This is a genomic window from Chryseobacterium salivictor (genome assembly GCF_004359195.1).
Classification (GTDB): Bacteria; Bacteroidota; Bacteroidia; order Flavobacteriales; family Weeksellaceae; genus Kaistella; species Kaistella salivictor.
Map to the genome: position 1 here is coordinate 2561828 of NZ_CP037954.1, position 15301 is coordinate 2577128.

A 15301-nucleotide genomic window follows, 5' to 3' on the forward strand; every position below is an offset into this window, starting at 1 on the left:
AGTTAAGGAAATTTTCCTTTTTCTAAAGATGAAAATTGTCAGGAATTTTAATAGTTTATTTCAGCAGATCGAGTTCGAGCAGGTTATTGTCTTTTGCGTTTTTTGCTTTTGTACCTTGCTCTTTGTTTTTAATCATTTCTGCCGGAGCGATACTGTTTCCGTTCTGATCGGTCAACTGAAAAACTGCTCCATTGGCTAATGCCTGCTTAATTGCTTTGGCAGGATCATTCCGGTCTTCTGAATAGATTTTTCTGTACTGCTTCTGATTGATTTCAATTTCCTTCTTTTTCACTGTAAATTCGGAAACTTTTTCAGTGACAGGAGTAAACTTCGAAATGCCGATTAACTCAAACTGATGTGTTTTGGTGAGATCTTCAAGTTTTACAATTAATCCCGGTAAACCGTGAAATTTGTAAGGGCCGTCCTGAAAAGGCAATTCCGCAGAAAACCACGCCACCCATTTTCTTCCGGCAAAGTCTGTAGTCGCTTTTTGCGCATTGAATTCACCGATTTTTTGTTGATCAGGCAAAATAGTCCAGACCATTTTCCGGTCATCAGAAACTTGATAAGAATCCATTCCGATGTTGATGGATGCAGCTATTTTAAAATCAGGATATTTTTTAAAGATTTTGTATCTCACGCTTCCTTTTCTCTGCGACATCATCTTCATATCAACATTCATGGAACCTGTATTTTTGATTTGTCTTTCAAAATAAGCATTCATGGTAGAATCTGAAATATGCACGTCCCGGCTGTAAAAACTGGAGCCGTCTTTGGAGATATCCAGATTCATCAGTTCTTTGGTGATGTCCTGTTTATTTAAGGAGTCTTTTACGAACTGATATTCATAACTGAACCGTTGGTTTTGAGCAAAAAAGAAGTTGCAGGCTAATAGAAAGAGGGGGAGATATTTTTTCATTGATGATTTTTTATAGTTAAAAAAATTGCCAAAGTTTAAAAGAGCTTTGGCAATTTGTGATGAGTTATTTCTTTGTGGTGATATGGATTTCTCCGGATTTAGTGCCGTTGTAACCTTTTTTATTCACTTCCATTTTCTCGATGCGGTCTGGAGATAAATTCTCCATTTCTAATTTGGTTACAGGTTTTCCGTCAATGAAAATTTTAATGTTATCAGCATCTGAATTCGCGTTTTTTCCATTGCTGTTCAAAATGATAATTTTTGAATTTCCGTTTTCGGCAGCCAGCTTTGCGGTTTCTTCAGCCTCCTGAATTCTCTTTTTGAATTCTACTGAATTCACTGCTTTATCTGCTGCTTCGTTCGCACGTTTTTCGGCTTCTTCAATTCTTTTTTTAAACTCCGGAGAATTTATTTTTTTCTCAGCCTGTAAAGCCTGTTTTTCTGCTGCTGCAATTTTCTTTTTAAATGCAGGAGAATTCACCAGTTTTTCTGCTTCTTTTGCGCGCGCTTCAGCGTCTTTTATTTTGAGTTTAAACTCATCAGAATTGTAGTATTGATCAATCTTGGAATGGAGTTTATCCATTTCTGCGTGATTGAAATCCAGGTTTTTCATGGAATTTTTGAAGTCTTCGCTTTCGAATATCAGATTCATTTTGTTCCCCAGTGCATTCATTTCTTTTTCGAGCTTTTTGAATTTGGGGCTGTTAAAATCGTTGTTCTTTGCCAGTTTTTCTAACTCCTTACTTTTAAACTGCATTTCTGCACTGAGTTTTTGCGCTTCTTCGCTTTTTTTGGTGATTGCCTCGTTCATCGGCTTCAGTTCTTTCTCTTTAATCTGAAGCTGTTTTTCTAATTCCTGAAGGCCGGGTGGCTCTTCATTAACGGGCGCCGGCGGAGGTGGAGGCGGCGGAATGGTATCTTTTTTAAGAGTGGAGACATAATCAGTTATTTCCTGATTTGTCGTCTTAATCTCTTTATTTTTTGCATTCACCAAATACATAAATGCGAGCGTAAACAATAATGGCAACGCCAGAATCCGCCGCGCATAACTGTATTTTGTTTTTGATTTTTTTAGCATTGTTAATCTTTTTTTGAGGTTAGAACTTAAGAAAGGACTCGTGGCAGGAAACTCTTTTCCGGAAAAGTGACTTGCTAAAAGCATCTGCGCAAATGCTTTTGTGTCCGAATTTTTTACGGCTTTTTTATCAGCCAGATATTCGTGTATTAAATTGATTTCTTTTTTAATCAAATAAATGAAAGGATTAAACCAGAAGAGGGCAGTAGTGATTTCTATAAAAATTTTGTCCCAGGAATGTTTCTGTTCGATGTGAACCATCTCGTGCTTCAATATTTGCCGTCCTAAATCCGACTGAATGGCAATCGAGTTTTTCCAGAATAAATTTTTGAAATAGGAAAATGGAGCTTCCACCAAATCGGTCTGATAAAAGCTGATACCTTCAAAATTTTCTTTGTTGTATTTCTTTTTTAAAAGGTGAATTTTAACCAGTCCAACCGTTAATTTCGTTAGAAAAAAGAAAGTAACCAGTCCAATAAGAAAAGCGCAAATTTGAGAAAAATTGAAATCATCGTTTGAATTATTAGGTGAACTTAAATTTTGTAAACTATTAATTAACAAATATATATTGCTGTTTACTTCAAGTGTAAAATAACTCACTTTCAGTAAAGGCAATAACAGACTGATCAGCACCGCGGCGAGCAAATAAAACCGGTTATAATGATGAAAAGTCCTGTCTTTAAGAAACAACCGATAGTACAGAAATGTTACACCGGAACATAAAATAACTTTCCCGAAATAGAAAAAAAGCGCTTCCATCATTCTTTATTTTTAAGTTCATCGAGTAACATTTCGAGGTCTTCAACGCTCATTTGGTTTTTCTCCACCAGAAAAGAAACGGCGTTTTTATAAGAACCTTCAAAATAATTTTTCACCAGGCTTTTCATCGATTTTCCGCTGTATTTTTCTTTGGAGATCAACGGGAAATATTCATGTTGTCTCCCGAAAACTTTGTAATCGACGAAGTCTTTTTCTTTTAAAACCTTCAAAATGGTAGAGACGGTATTGGTGTGCGGTTTGGGTTCCGGAAACTGCTCGAGCATGTCTTTAAGAAAAGCTTTTTCCAAATCCCAAAGGTAGTGCATCACCTGCTCTTCGGCTTTTGTTAATTGAGAAATCTGCATATCACTATTTGTTTAGTGATACAAATGTAGAATTTAATTTTAACTATACAACTATTTTTATAGTGATAAATTCAATATTTACGTATTTGATTGATTGTCAATGTTATTATTTTTGAATTCATATTAAAAACAACCTTTCTTTAATAATGATTCAAAAATCTGAAGCCTGATCTGTTAAAAAAAGCTTAAAATGATCGAACATTTATACAAAGGAATTATTATTGCTAAACTATACGCAATCATTAAAATTTAAATTATGGACACTAAAAGACTTTCTTCAACACTGGAAGAAGCGCTGAGCACCCAAATGAATGTAGAACTGTTGCAGTCTCACACCTATTTATCGTATGGGATCTGGGCAACCGATAAAGGATATGGCGGAATCGGGAATTTTCTGTTTCGCCATTCTTTAGAGGAAAGAAATCATGCGGTTAAATTCATGCAGTACATTTTAAACAGAGGTGGAAAACCTACTGTAACTGGTATAAAAGCGCCAGATAAAGATCCTTCAACACTGAGTGAATGTTTCAATCAGGTTTTTAAACATGAAGTGGATAACACCGAAAAAATCTATCATCTTGTGAATATGGCTTTTGAAGAAAAAGACTGGGCAACCTGGAATTTCCTGCAGTGGTTTGTACAGGAACAGATTGAAGAAGAAACGTTGGCGATGAATCTGATCGACAAATTAAAAATTGCCGGTGGCGACCGTGCTACCGATGAATCACTTTTCAACCTGGATAAAGATTTGGGAAAAGTTGCGGACGAAGCAGAACTGGCCAGAAATGCCACTTCTGAAAACCCATAAACTGACGACAATTTGAAAGGTTAAATTTCCATTCAATAGTCACAAAAAAATTAGTTTTCACTATGAATAATAGGCAGAACACAAAATTCAAAATATTTACTTTCAGAACTTATGTGAACTTTAAAGTGATTTTTCACCAACTTTAAAATGATTTTTCTTTAATTAAACACTTTTGTGACTTTGGTGGTTTAAAAAAATTATATGATCACTTAAAATTTTTAAAAATATTAAAATCTGCTGTGTTAATAGCAGATTTTTTTATTCTATAACTCACTCAAAATCTTTATCTTTGCCAACTCGCAATTTAAGGGGTTTAAGGACGACTTTAAACCCTGAATTTTAAACTTTGAACTAAAGATATGAAATGTGGAATCGTAGGTTTGCCCAATGTAGGTAAATCAACCCTTTTTAACTGTTTGAGCAATGCCAAAGCGCAGTCTGCCAATTACCCTTTCTGTACCATCGAACCCAATATTGGTACGGTTTCTGTTCCAGATGAGCGTTTGTTTGAACTGGAAAAATTAGTAAAACCTGAAAGAGTTTTACCGGCCGTAGTAGAAATCGTAGATATCGCAGGTTTGGTAAAAGGAGCAAGCAAAGGCGAAGGTTTGGGAAATAAATTCCTGGCAAATATCAGAGAATGTGAGGCGATTATTCACGTTTTAAGATGTTTCGAAGACGGAAACATTGTTCATGTTGAAGGAACCGTAGATCCGATCCGTGATAAAGAAATTATCGATATCGAACTTCAGTTGAAAGATATTGAAACCCTGGCAAAAGCAGTTGAGAAAGCGAAAAAATTCATCAAGTCCGGTAAAAAGGATGATGTGATGACCTACGAAACGCTCCTTAATCTTCAGAAATTTGTGGAGGAAGGCAACAATGCGCGTGAATTTGCAATGGATGATTTTTCTACTTCAATCATTTCCGAAGTTCAGCTGTTGACCAATAAACCGGTTCTTTATGTTTGTAATGTCGATGAAAATTCCATTAAAAACGGAAACGAATGGATTGCAAAAATCGAAGAAATGGCCAAAAAAGAAAATGCAGAAGTTGTCGTTTTGGCCGCTCAGATCGAAGCAGACATCAATGAATTGGATACCTTCGAAGAAAGAGAAATGTTTCTGGATGAATTGGGTTTAACGGAACCTGGTGTCAACAGGTTGATCAGAAAAGCCTACGATTTATTACAGTTGCAGACTTATTTCACCGCCGGTGTAAAAGAAGTTCGTGCCTGGACTATAGGAAAAGGCTGGACCGCACCACAGGCAGCTGGAGTAATTCACACCGATTTCGAAAAAGGATTCATCCGTGCAGAAGTAATCAAGTATGAAGACTTCATTAATTTCGGATCCGAAGCCAAAGTAAAAGAAGCCGGAAAACTATCTGTAGAAGGAAAAGAATACATCGTTCAGGATGGCGATATGATGAATTTTAGATTCAATGTGTAAAGCATTTTTTGAATAAGATTATTCTTTAAAAATATATTATGAAGCGAACTTTGGTTCGCTTTTTTTTTGTTCCAGTTTTGTCGGAATGATTAAATTTTTGTTAAAGATTAATTTGTAAAACTTCAACCTGTTTCGAATGTGTAACTTTAATTAAAATTAAAATGATGGAAAAGAAAATCGCAGTTTTAGTGGGCAGCTTGAGAAAAGAATCCTTCAACAGAAAAATCGCCAATGAACTGATTCGCCTTGCTCCCAAAACTTTAAAAATGGAAATGGTGGAAATCGGTAATTTGCCACTTTATAATGAAGATTTAGATATAAATCCACCTAAAGAATGGACTGATTTCCGTGAAATCATTCAAAATTCAGATGCTGTACTTTTCGTTTCTCCGGAATACAACCGGACGATTCCCGGAGGTTTGAAAAACGCAATTGATGTCGGTTCGCGGCCGCCCGGAAAAAGTGCCTGGAAAGGAAAATCAGGTGCGGTAGTAACTGTTTCTCCGGGTGCTACAGGTGGTCTTGGCTCCAATCATAATATTCGTCAAGCCGTTGTTTTTCTGGATATTCCGATGATGCAGCAACCGGAAGCTTATATCGGAAAAGTTCATGAATTATTACGGGAAGATGGAAAAACAGTCATCGAAAAAACGGAAACTTTTCTGAGAGATTATATGCTGGCTTTTGAGAAATGGGTGAACCGTTTTTAAAGTGAAAACGGGAATTCTTAACCGGGAATTTAACTTTTATGATCATTAATACTGGACAGTTACCGAAAACTTTTCCACAAAATTTTAGAAATCAATTTCCTTTCGCTATTTTTGTGAGTTACAGAATTTTAAAGTACTTTCTAAAAAATATGAGCGAAAACAATACGGTCAATTATTCCGAAGACAATATCAGAACCCTCGATTGGCAAGAGCATATCCGACTGCGACCGGGAATGTATATCGGTAAATTGGGCGATGGTTCTTCGGCTGACGACGGAATCTATATTTTGCTCAAAGAAATCATCGATAACTCCATCGATGAATTCGTGATGAAATCCGGAAAAAGAATCGAAATAAAAATCGATGACGGCAAAGCCGTGATCCGTGATTATGGCCGTGGGATTCCGTTAGGAAAGGTAGTTGACGCCGTTTCTAAAATGAATACTGGTGGAAAGTACGATTCGAAAGCTTTTAAAAAATCAGTCGGTTTAAATGGAGTAGGAACCAAGGCCGTGAATGCGCTTTCAGAGTTTTTCAAAGTAAAATCCGTCCGCGACGGAAAAATGAAAATTGCCCAGTTTTCAAAAGGACTTATTACGGACGATTTTCCGGAGGCAGATTCTACAGACAGAAACGGAACTGAAATCACTTTTGTGCCGGATACTACGATATTCACTCATTTCAAATTTCGCAAGGAATATATCGAGAAAATGCTCAAAAACTATTGCTACCTGAATCCGGGTTTAAAAATAGTTTTTAATGGCGAAACGTATTTCTCAGAAAACGGGCTGAAAGATTTATTGAATGAAGAAATTGAGGGCGAAATTATCTACCCGATCGTTCATTTGAAAGATGAAGATATTGAAGTTGCCATTACGCATTCGGATAAATCACAATCTGAAACTTATTTTTCTTTTGTCAACGGACAAAATACGACGCAAGGTGGAACGCACTTAAATGCCTTCCGGGAAGCCTATGTGAAAACAATCCGGGAATATTTTAATAAAAACTTTGAGGCTGCCGATATTCGGAAATCGATTATTGCTGCCGTTGCCATTAAAGTCATTGAACCTGTTTTCGAATCCCAGACGAAAACAAAATTAGGATCCAACGAAATTGAGCCGGGAAAAGAAACGGTAAGATCTTTTATTACCAATTTCTTAAAAAATAAACTCGATAATTTCCTTCATCAAAACCAGGAAATTGCGGAAGCGATTCACCGCAAAATCATCATTTCTGAAAGAGAAAGGAAAGAGCTTTCGGGCATTCAGAAATTAGCGAGAGAAAGAGCGAAGAAAGTTTCACTTCACAACAAAAAACTCCGCGATTGCAGACAGCATTACAATGACCAAAAAGCATTGAGAAAGGCAGAAACCATGATCTTCATCACCGAGGGAGATTCTGCTTCCGGCTCGATTACCAAATCGCGCGATGTAGAAACGCAGGCCGTTTTTTCGTTGAAAGGTAAACCGCTGAACTGTTATGGTTTGACGAAACGGGTCGTGTATGAAAATGAAGAATTCAACTATCTGCAGGCCGCTTTAAATATTGAAGACTCTCTGGAAGATCTCCGGTACAATCACGTGATCATCGCCACCGATGCCGATGTCGACGGGATGCACATCCGTTTGCTGATGATTACTTTCTTCCTTCAGTTTTTCCCGGATTTAATTAAAAACGGACATCTTTATATTCTGCAAACGCCACTGTTCAGGGTGCGAAATAAAAAAGAAACCAGATATTGTTATTCAGAACCTGAAAGGGTAAAAGCCCTGCAGGAATTGGGTAAAAGCCCAGAAATCACCCGATTCAAAGGACTTGGGGAAATCTCTCCGGATGAGTTTAAGCATTTTATCGGGAAAGATATCCGGTTGGAACCGGTCGTTATTGGGAAAGACCAGACCATAGATCATTTACTGGAGTTTTATATGGGTAAAAACACGCCGGACCGCCAGTTATTTATTCTGGAAAATCTCGTCGTAGAAGATCCCGATATTGATAAAAAAGAACTGTTAACAGAAGCTGAGCAGGAAGTTAATTAAGGAGAATGAGATTAAGAAATACAGACAAAGCGGGCTATTTTAGGTTCTTGAGTTTATTGGTCATTATCATTTTTATTTTGGGGATAGCGGCTTTTTTATTAGAATATTTCATTTACGATTATTTAGGATCAATGCAATATTTGCTTATTACCATTCCGGTAGTGACGGTATTGATATTTTATTTTAAAGGAAGGCAGATTTTTGAGTATGACAGTGAGGGCGAAGCTTTACATTTTAAAAACAGTAATGTTGTTTTATTTTTAAATAAAAGTCTCAACGACGAGTTTCCAAAATATAAACTTTTAGCATACGATATTGTTAATATTTTTATTGTGAAAAGATTGTACATTACAATCAATGGTAAGAAAGGGAATATTATTCTTAAATATGATATTTCGTATCTGACCAGGAAAGAATTAAATGACTTAAAAATGTCTCTCAGCAAAGTCATTAGAAATAATAAAGAACAAAAGAGAGAAGATATTAGTTGATGGAAGAGCAAGAAAATCACCGGGAAGAATCCCTGAGAAAAGTTTCCGGTCTGTACAAGGACTGGTTTCTCGATTATGCATCATACGTTATTTTGGATCGTGCGATTCCTTCTATTTTTGATGGTTTCAAACCGGTTCAAAGAAGAATCATGCACTCCATGCGTGAGTTGGAAGACGGCAGATATAACAAAGTTGCCAATGTGGTAGGAAATACCATGAAGTACCATCCACACGGAGATGCGTCGATTACCGATGCAATGGTTCAAATCGGGCAGAAAGAATTGTTGATTGATACGCAGGGAAACTGGGGAAATATCTTCACCGGAGATTCTGCGGCAGCAGCCAGATATATTGAAGCAAGACTTACGCCTTTCGCTTTGGAAGTGGTCTTCAACCCGAAAACCACAGAATGGGCTAAATCCTATGACGGCAGAAATAACGAACCCATTGACCTGCCGGTAAAGTTTCCACTGCTTCTCGCACAGGGAGTCGAGGGAATTGGTGTAGGACTTTCTACCAAGATTATGCCTCATAATTTCAATGAATTAATTGATGCTTCTATCGCTCACTTAAAAGGGAAGAAATTTCAGATTTTTCCGGATTTTATAACGGGTGGAATGCTCGATGTTTCAAATTATAATGACGGCGAGCGTGGCGGAAGAATCCGTGCCAGAGCCCGGATTATTCAGAAAGATAAAAATACGCTTTGCATTAATGAACTTCCTTTTGGTAAAAACACCAGCGATTTAATTGATTCCATCATTAAAGCCAATGAAAAAGGAAAGATAAAAATCAAAAAAATTGAAGACAATACTTCCGACGAAGTTGAAATAAATATTTTTCTGACCAATGATGTTTCGCCTGATAAAACGATCGATGCCTTATACGCTTTTACCGATTGCGAAATTCCGATTTCACCGAATGCCTGCGTAATTGTCGGCGACAAACCGATGTTCCTGAATGTGTCTGAAATCCTCAGACAGAATACAGATCACACGGTTTCTCTGCTTAAAAAAGAACTGCAGATCGAATTGCATGAACTGCAGGAAAACTGGCATTTTTCTTCGTTGGAAAGAATTTTTATTGAGAACCGAATTTACCACGATATCGAGGAAGTAAAATCCTGGGACGAAGTCATTGCGACCATCGACAAAGGGCTGAAACCTCATACCACTCATTTATTAAGAGCGGTAACAGAAGAAGATATTTTAAGATTAACCGAAATTAGAATTAAAAGAATTTCGCGTTTTGATTTAGATAAATTCAAGGAAAACATCCTGGCTCTTGAAGGAAAAATTGAACAGGTTAAATATCATTTAGAACATTTGATTCCGTACGCGATTGACTATTATTCTAATATTCAGAAAAAATACGGAAAAGGAAGAGTGCGGAAAACTGAACTCAGAATTTTTGATACGATTGATGCGACGAAAGTTGCGGTGGCCAATGAGAAATTCTATGCCAATTTTGAAGAGGGATTTATCGGAACTTCACTGAAAAAAGATCAGTATTTATTCGACTGTTCGGATATCGACGATATTATTACCTTCCAGAAAGACGGCACGATGCGGGTGGTGAAAGTGGAAGCCAAAACATTTATCGGTAAGAATATTCAACACGTTGCCATCTGGAAAAAGAACGATAAAAGAACGGTTTACAATATGATTTACCGGGAAGGAAAAGACGGTCCCTATTATATGAAACGTTTTTCTGTGACCGGCGTTACCAGAAATACCGATTACAAATTGGCTTCGGATAAAAAAGGATCCGAAATGCTGTACTTCTCAGCAAATCCTAATGGTGAAGCCGAGAAAGTAACCGTTTTATTAAAACCAAATGCGCGGGTAAGAAAAAACAAAATCGATATTGATTTCTCAGACCTGGCGATAAAAGGCCGTGATTCCAAAGGCAATGTGGTCACCAAATATATTGTCAAAAAGGTCGATTTAAAAGAAGAGGGTCACTCGACTTTGGCACCGAGAAAAATCTGGTTTGATGATACGGTCCGTCGATTAAATGCCGATGCGCGCGGAACTTTACTGGGAACTTTCAAAGGCGATGACAAAATAGTAATTATCAATTCTCATGGGGAAGCCAAGTTGGTGAGTTTCGAATTAGGTAACCGTTTCGATGATGAATATTTGGTCCTCGAAAAATGGAGACCAGAGCAACCAATTACCTGTATTTATTTTGATGGTGAAAAACAGATTTATTTTATTAAAAGATTCCTGCTCGAGAATACGGCGAACGTTCAGAATTTCATGCCGTCTGATCATCCGAAATCATTTGTAGAAAATGTCCTGATTGCCAATAATGCGACGGCCGAAATTATTTTTACCAAAGAGAAAGGCAAAGATAAAGAGCCGGAAACCGTTATTATTGATGAATTCATCTCGGTAAAAGGTATTAAAGCGATCGGAAATCAGTTTATCAAAGACAAAGTGAAATCCATTAATATCATCATTCCCGAACCGGAAGAAGAAGTTATTAAAGAGGAAGAAGAAGAAACTGATAATAGCGAAAATCTTACGGATGAGGAAATTCCGGAAGAAGGAACGATCGGTGATCTTTTCGATCTTGAATAGTTAATGTGTGCTTCAAGCCTGTTTAAAAGTGATAAAAAGATTGCCTTTTCGGGTTTTAAAAAAAATTTAAAGTTCTTAGAAAAAGACCGTCTCAGAAATGGTCAGAAAATAGAAATAAGGAGTGAAAACCAGAAGGTTTTTGCTCCTTACTTTATAGGTTTAAATCTAAACGGAAAATCTCCAAAAGGTAAAAAACGGCAACTTTTTAGTACGCTTTCTTTTTTGATCTTTTGAAAGACTTAAAAAAATATCGCTTTTGGCCTTTATTGGTTTTAAAATAAACTTAAACAGGTTCTTAAAAAGGATAACCGAAAGCAAAATTAACCACCGGTTTCCAAGTACTTCCAAAAACCCACCGGTCGCCCACAGGCTGGTTGGGATCGTAGACTTTGTACGCTGCATCTAACCGCAAAGTGATATAGGCGATATTGATCCTCAGACCAACTCCGGTTCCGACTCCCATCTGAGAAATGAATTTGTTAAACTTAAACTGGTCACCAAATCCGCTGTCTTTTAAACTCCAGATATTTCCTGCATCTACGAAGGCGGCGCCTTCAAACATGTCTGTAAATGGCATCCTGTACTCAATATTGGTGGTCAGTTTTATATTGTCCATTACGTAAGAACGAACCCTTTCATCGAGTTGAGAATCAGCAGGACCCAAACCTCCGTACACGCGCCAGGCACGAATATCATTGGAACCACCATTAAAATAAGATCTCACAAATGGCATTGTCGAAGAATTACCGTACGGAATTCCGATGCCGATAAACTGTCTTAATGCGAGTGTTTGTTTTTCATTATTAAAGGTGAAATATTTTCTGACATCAAAATCAAATTTCACAAACTGGGAATAGGGGATTTTGAAAATGGTTCTGGAGGGGCCAGAGACTATTCCATCGTCTTTTCGGCTGCTGTTGAATGCACTGAAAATATTTCCGGCGATTTCAAATTTACCATTAAAATAGAACGGATTAGGGCGGTCTTTCTTTCCGATTTCATTATAAATAAAATTATAAATTACCGAAGAAATAAGAATATCCTGCGTTTGACGGTCTTTATTGATCAAAGACTGCAGGAAATTATTTAATGAGGAAAGGTTATCACCGGTTAAGGATTCCTGAAAGCTTTTATCATCTACGATCATGGTTGAAAAATCATCAGAACTTATACTTCCTGCAACGAAATCCTGGTATAAAGCAGGAGAATAAATTTTAAACATTTGGTTGCGGACTTCTGCATCCTGTGGAAAGAAATCATAATACCGGTCTTTATTTCGGGTTAAACTTAGTTGGGTATTAAAAATAGAAAGCCGGTGAGAAACAATATCATTGGCATTGGCAAAGTAGTTCAGACCTGCGTTAAAGCCAATTCTTCCTAATCCTATATTATCCTGAACCGAAGCTCCTAAAACAATCGATGAAGTAGGAGAGTACTTTTTGGGAACTAATTTCCAGGTTTTAAAAGGAAGCAGTAACCTCGGGAAACTCAACGAAGTTTGTGCCAGAATTTCATACGCGAGGGTTCGTTGGCTTGTATTTTTAGAATTGGTCACAGAACCGAAAATCCCGGAAAGACTTGTTGTCAGGTTTTCAGCACCTCCGAAAACATTACGGCTTGTAAGATCAATTGAAGGGGAAACTCCAAAGTTTAAAATTTGAGAATAATTGATATCGGTCGCCACTTTTAAATCATACTTTGGCAATGGTGCCAGAAAATAGTTTACATCTAAAATACTGTCGCTGGACTTGCGCAGAATCTCATCATATTTAATAATACTGAAATTATTCATCGCCGCGATATTCCTCTTCGTTAAATCCAAATTTCTCTGATCATATACTTCTCCGGGCCGCAAAATAATCGGTCTCCACAAGGACATTGTTTTATACTGATCATCAAGCTTATAAAAATTAATTCTTAATAATGAATCTTTGACCGTATCTGCCGAATCCGATAGTTTTTCCAGAAGATGAACCTTCACATTTCCGATGGTTGTAAGCTTATAACGCGAATCTATAGAATCTTTATGAATATCCATGGTCAGCGGAACATTCTTTCTGCTTTGTAAGGTATCTGCTGTAAAGTAGATTTCTTCATTAGTATTATTGAATTTGTAATAACCGTAGTCCTTCATCAAATCGTTAATCCTTTTGACTTCTTTCTCTAAAACGGACTGATCCAATATCTTTTTTCCCCGAACCAAACTTTTAGCAAGATGTTGCTCATAAATATTTTTAATGGCGGGATCCGGAATATTATAGTAATAATCGCTGATATAGGTTGGATCTTTATGGGTAATTAAATAATTAACCTGTGCTTTTTTTGCTGCTGAATCTAAATCTAGGGTGAACTTTACATCGGTATCCCAATATCCTTTATACACTAAGAATTTACGGACTGAGGTCGCGCTCTGTTCCGTTTTTCCCTGATCTAAAATGACGGGAGGCTGTCCAATATTCTGTAAAAATCTCTCATAAAAAAGCCGTTTTCCAACAAATTCCGGATGTTTGTATTTCACAAAAAGGGAATCCCGAAGTTTCTGATCTCTCATTTCATTGGGGTAAGTCATGTATTCCGCAAGAATAGAATCGTATTTAGGATTGGTTGCATTGTACATCCACAATCCAATTGGCAAGATAAAAAGTTGCTTTTTATTGGGTTTTTGACTCACATGACTTTCAATTTCATCATCGTGCACTTTCCCATCTTCATATCTGAAATTATTTTTGGTCAAAAGATACTCACCATCAGGAACTTTTTTTGTTGTACTGCAGGCATACAAAAAAACAATTGTGATTGCAGATGAAAAAAATAAGTAATACTTTTGAAAATATTTTGAAAAATGCTTACGGCTCATAAAAAAAAGATTTTACAGTCTCTTGATAAAAAGAAGTTCAGACAAAAATACAATTTGTTTTTGGTTGAGGGTAATAAAACGCTTAAAGAAATACCAACTTCAAAGTTCAGAATCAATGAAATTTTTTCGGTAAACCCTGCTGAATTATCAGCTGTCAATCTCGCTGCTACAGAAATTTCACCAAATGAATTGCAGAAAATAAGTTTCCTGCAACATCCTAAAGATTCAGTGGCGGTCTGCGAACTTAAGGAAGAAATGTTGTTGGAACAAACAGGCATTCAATTAATTTTAGACGGAATTCAGGATCCCGGCAACTTGGGAACGATTATCCGGCTGGCGGACTGGTTTGGGATTTCACAAATCATCTGTAGTGAGGATACTGCGGATTTTTATAATCCCAAGGTAATTCAGGCAAGTATGGGATCTTTTCTTCGGGTAAATATCGTTTACCGGGATTTAGAAAATTATCTTTCTGAAAATAAACAACCCATCATCGGAACGGATATGGATGGCACTGATTTTTATGACTATCAGTTCCCGGCCCAATTTAATTTAGTTCTCGGCAATGAAGGAAACGGAATCAGACCGGAAATTGAGACTCTGTTGACAGACAAAATAACAATTCCGCGCTTTGGAAAATCGCAGTCTACCGAAAGTTTGAATGTAGCAATGTCTGCCGGGATTATCCTGGGTCAGATTTTCGCAAAAAAATAAAAGCCGGAAAACCGACTCTGTATTTTTTATATCAACTGTTCGAAACTGGAAGTTGTTTTACTTTTTTGATAATCTTCTAATTTTTTACGGATAAAGCGAAGTGCGATTGGCGCAAGATAAATAAGCGCTAAACCGATCATCTTTTTCTTCCAGCTTTTATTATAAAGATTTTTCCGCGCATAATTTCCTACAAAACTTACCGCTCCTAATTTCATTGCATTTTCAACAATACTCATTCCCGCATCGCTTTTTGCAAAGCCGTACACCGCATTTTTGTTTAGAATTGAATCTTTTATACTCCCGGAAATCTCCCTTACAATTTCATTGGTATTCAAAGAAATCTTGGTTTCGCCGTCCGTCGATTTGTTTTCCTGCAGATATTTATCTGTAAAACCATTAGTTAAAGCGCTGAGACTTTCTTTGGCATTGTCGAAGGTTAGAAGATCTTCTAACTCAGAAACCTCTTTTTTCAGCAGTGCTTTCTTTCTTCGGAGTTCTTCTAAGCTGTTGTATTTCGTGCTCATC

Annotated in this window: 12 protein-coding genes; 7 read left to right on the forward strand and 5 right to left on the reverse strand. The window is 37.0% G+C overall.

All coding sequences use genetic code 11. The features are described 5' to 3' along the window. Positions 1 to 55: 55 nt before the first annotated feature. The 3 genes from NBC122_RS11660 to NBC122_RS11670 all read right to left on the reverse strand — a co-directional run bounded on the left by NBC122_RS11660 (position 56) and on the right by NBC122_RS11670 (position 3118). Entirely contained in the window at positions 56 to 919 is an 864-nt protein-coding gene (locus NBC122_RS11660) for a GLPGLI family protein (protein WP_133440539.1), read from the reverse strand. Between the two features lie 64 nt (positions 920 to 983). Further along, on the reverse strand, positions 984 to 2756 hold the full coding sequence (locus NBC122_RS11665; RefSeq protein ID WP_246012355.1) for a M56 family metallopeptidase: 1773 nt from the start codon (positions 2754 to 2756) through the stop codon (positions 984 to 986). Continuing rightward, positions 2753 to 3118 carry a BlaI/MecI/CopY family transcriptional regulator gene (locus NBC122_RS11670; protein WP_133440540.1) on the reverse strand — a complete coding sequence of 122 codons (366 nt, stop codon included), beginning with the start codon at positions 3116 to 3118 and terminating at the stop codon, positions 2753 to 2755. Before NBC122_RS11670 ends, NBC122_RS11665 begins: the two co-directional genes overlap by 4 nt. 256 nt (positions 3119 to 3374) lie before the next feature. Between NBC122_RS11670 and NBC122_RS11675 the strand changes: the two genes are divergently transcribed. From NBC122_RS11675 to NBC122_RS11700, 6 genes are all read left to right on the forward strand, one after another. Continuing rightward, entirely contained in the window at positions 3375 to 3926 is a 552-nt protein-coding gene (locus NBC122_RS11675) for a ferritin (RefSeq protein ID WP_133440541.1), read from the forward strand. Between the two features lie 359 nt (positions 3927 to 4285). Next, positions 4286 to 5377 (forward strand): redox-regulated ATPase YchF, encoded by a 1092-nt coding sequence (ychF, locus tag NBC122_RS11680; protein WP_133440542.1) that lies wholly within the window; start codon positions 4286 to 4288, stop codon positions 5375 to 5377. Between the two features lie 161 nt (positions 5378 to 5538). Beyond that, positions 5539 to 6087, forward strand: a complete 549-nt coding sequence (locus NBC122_RS11685) for an NADPH-dependent FMN reductase (protein ID WP_133440543.1) — start codon at positions 5539 to 5541, stop codon at positions 6085 to 6087. Between the two features lie 149 nt (positions 6088 to 6236). After that, positions 6237 to 8129 (forward strand): DNA topoisomerase IV subunit B, encoded by a 1893-nt coding sequence (locus tag NBC122_RS11690; RefSeq protein ID WP_133440544.1) that lies wholly within the window; start codon positions 6237 to 6239, stop codon positions 8127 to 8129. 5 nt (positions 8130 to 8134) lie between these two features. Further along, on the forward strand, positions 8135 to 8620 hold the full coding sequence (locus NBC122_RS11695; RefSeq protein WP_133440545.1) for a hypothetical protein: 486 nt from the start codon (positions 8135 to 8137) through the stop codon (positions 8618 to 8620). Beyond that, complete coding sequence (locus NBC122_RS11700) at positions 8620 to 11205, forward strand: DNA gyrase/topoisomerase IV subunit A (protein WP_133440546.1); 2586 nt, start codon at positions 8620 to 8622, stop codon at positions 11203 to 11205. Before NBC122_RS11695 ends, NBC122_RS11700 begins: the two co-directional genes overlap by 1 nt. A gap of 295 nt (positions 11206 to 11500) precedes the next feature. Here NBC122_RS11700 and tamL read toward each other — a convergent pair whose 3' ends face one another. Next, on the reverse strand, positions 11501 to 14062 hold the full coding sequence (gene tamL / locus NBC122_RS11705) for a translocation and assembly module lipoprotein TamL (protein WP_133440547.1): 2562 nt from the start codon (positions 14060 to 14062) through the stop codon (positions 11501 to 11503). Here tamL and NBC122_RS11710 point away from each other — a divergent pair. Continuing rightward, the gene (locus tag NBC122_RS11710; RefSeq protein ID WP_133440548.1) at positions 14048 to 14776 is read left to right on the forward strand and encodes an RNA methyltransferase; all 729 of its coding nucleotides are present in this window, start codon (positions 14048 to 14050) and stop codon (positions 14774 to 14776) included. The genes tamL and NBC122_RS11710 overlap by 15 nt on opposite strands. Positions 14777 to 14802: 26 nt before the next feature. Here the strand turns inward: NBC122_RS11710 and NBC122_RS11715 are convergent, their stop codons facing one another. Further along, positions 14803 to 15300, reverse strand: a complete 498-nt coding sequence (locus NBC122_RS11715) for a phosphoribosyl-ATP pyrophosphatase (RefSeq protein WP_133440549.1) — start codon at positions 15298 to 15300, stop codon at positions 14803 to 14805. Position 15301: the final 1 nt, after the last annotated feature.

Bases quoted from the DNA above. Each gene is read 5' to 3' on its own strand.
- tamL (WP_133440547.1), bottom strand. From the start codon at position 14,062: ATGAGCCGTAAGCATTTTTCAAAATATTTTCAAAAGTATTACTTATTT.
- NBC122_RS11665 (WP_246012355.1), bottom strand. From the start codon at position 2,756: ATGATGGAAGCGCTTTTTTTCTATTTCGGGAAAGTTATTTTATGTTCC.
- ychF (WP_133440542.1), top strand. From the start codon at position 4,286: ATGAAATGTGGAATCGTAGGTTTGCCCAATGTAGGTAAATCAACCCTT.
- NBC122_RS11675 (WP_133440541.1), top strand. From the start codon at position 3,375: ATGGACACTAAAAGACTTTCTTCAACACTGGAAGAAGCGCTGAGCACC.
- NBC122_RS11715 (WP_133440549.1), bottom strand. From the start codon at position 15,300: ATGAGCACGAAATACAACAGCTTAGAAGAACTCCGAAGAAAGAAAGCA.
- NBC122_RS11690 (WP_133440544.1), top strand. From the start codon at position 6,237: ATGAGCGAAAACAATACGGTCAATTATTCCGAAGACAATATCAGAACC.
- NBC122_RS11700 (WP_133440546.1), top strand. From the start codon at position 8,620: ATGGAAGAGCAAGAAAATCACCGGGAAGAATCCCTGAGAAAAGTTTCC.
- NBC122_RS11660 (WP_133440539.1), bottom strand. From the start codon at position 919: ATGAAAAAATATCTCCCCCTCTTTCTATTAGCCTGCAACTTCTTTTTT.
- NBC122_RS11685 (WP_133440543.1), top strand. From the start codon at position 5,539: ATGATGGAAAAGAAAATCGCAGTTTTAGTGGGCAGCTTGAGAAAAGAA.
- NBC122_RS11695 (WP_133440545.1), top strand. From the start codon at position 8,135: ATGAGATTAAGAAATACAGACAAAGCGGGCTATTTTAGGTTCTTGAGT.
- NBC122_RS11710 (WP_133440548.1), top strand. From the start codon at position 14,048: ATGCTTACGGCTCATAAAAAAAAGATTTTACAGTCTCTTGATAAAAAG.
- NBC122_RS11670 (WP_133440540.1), bottom strand. From the start codon at position 3,118: ATGCAGATTTCTCAATTAACAAAAGCCGAAGAGCAGGTGATGCACTAC.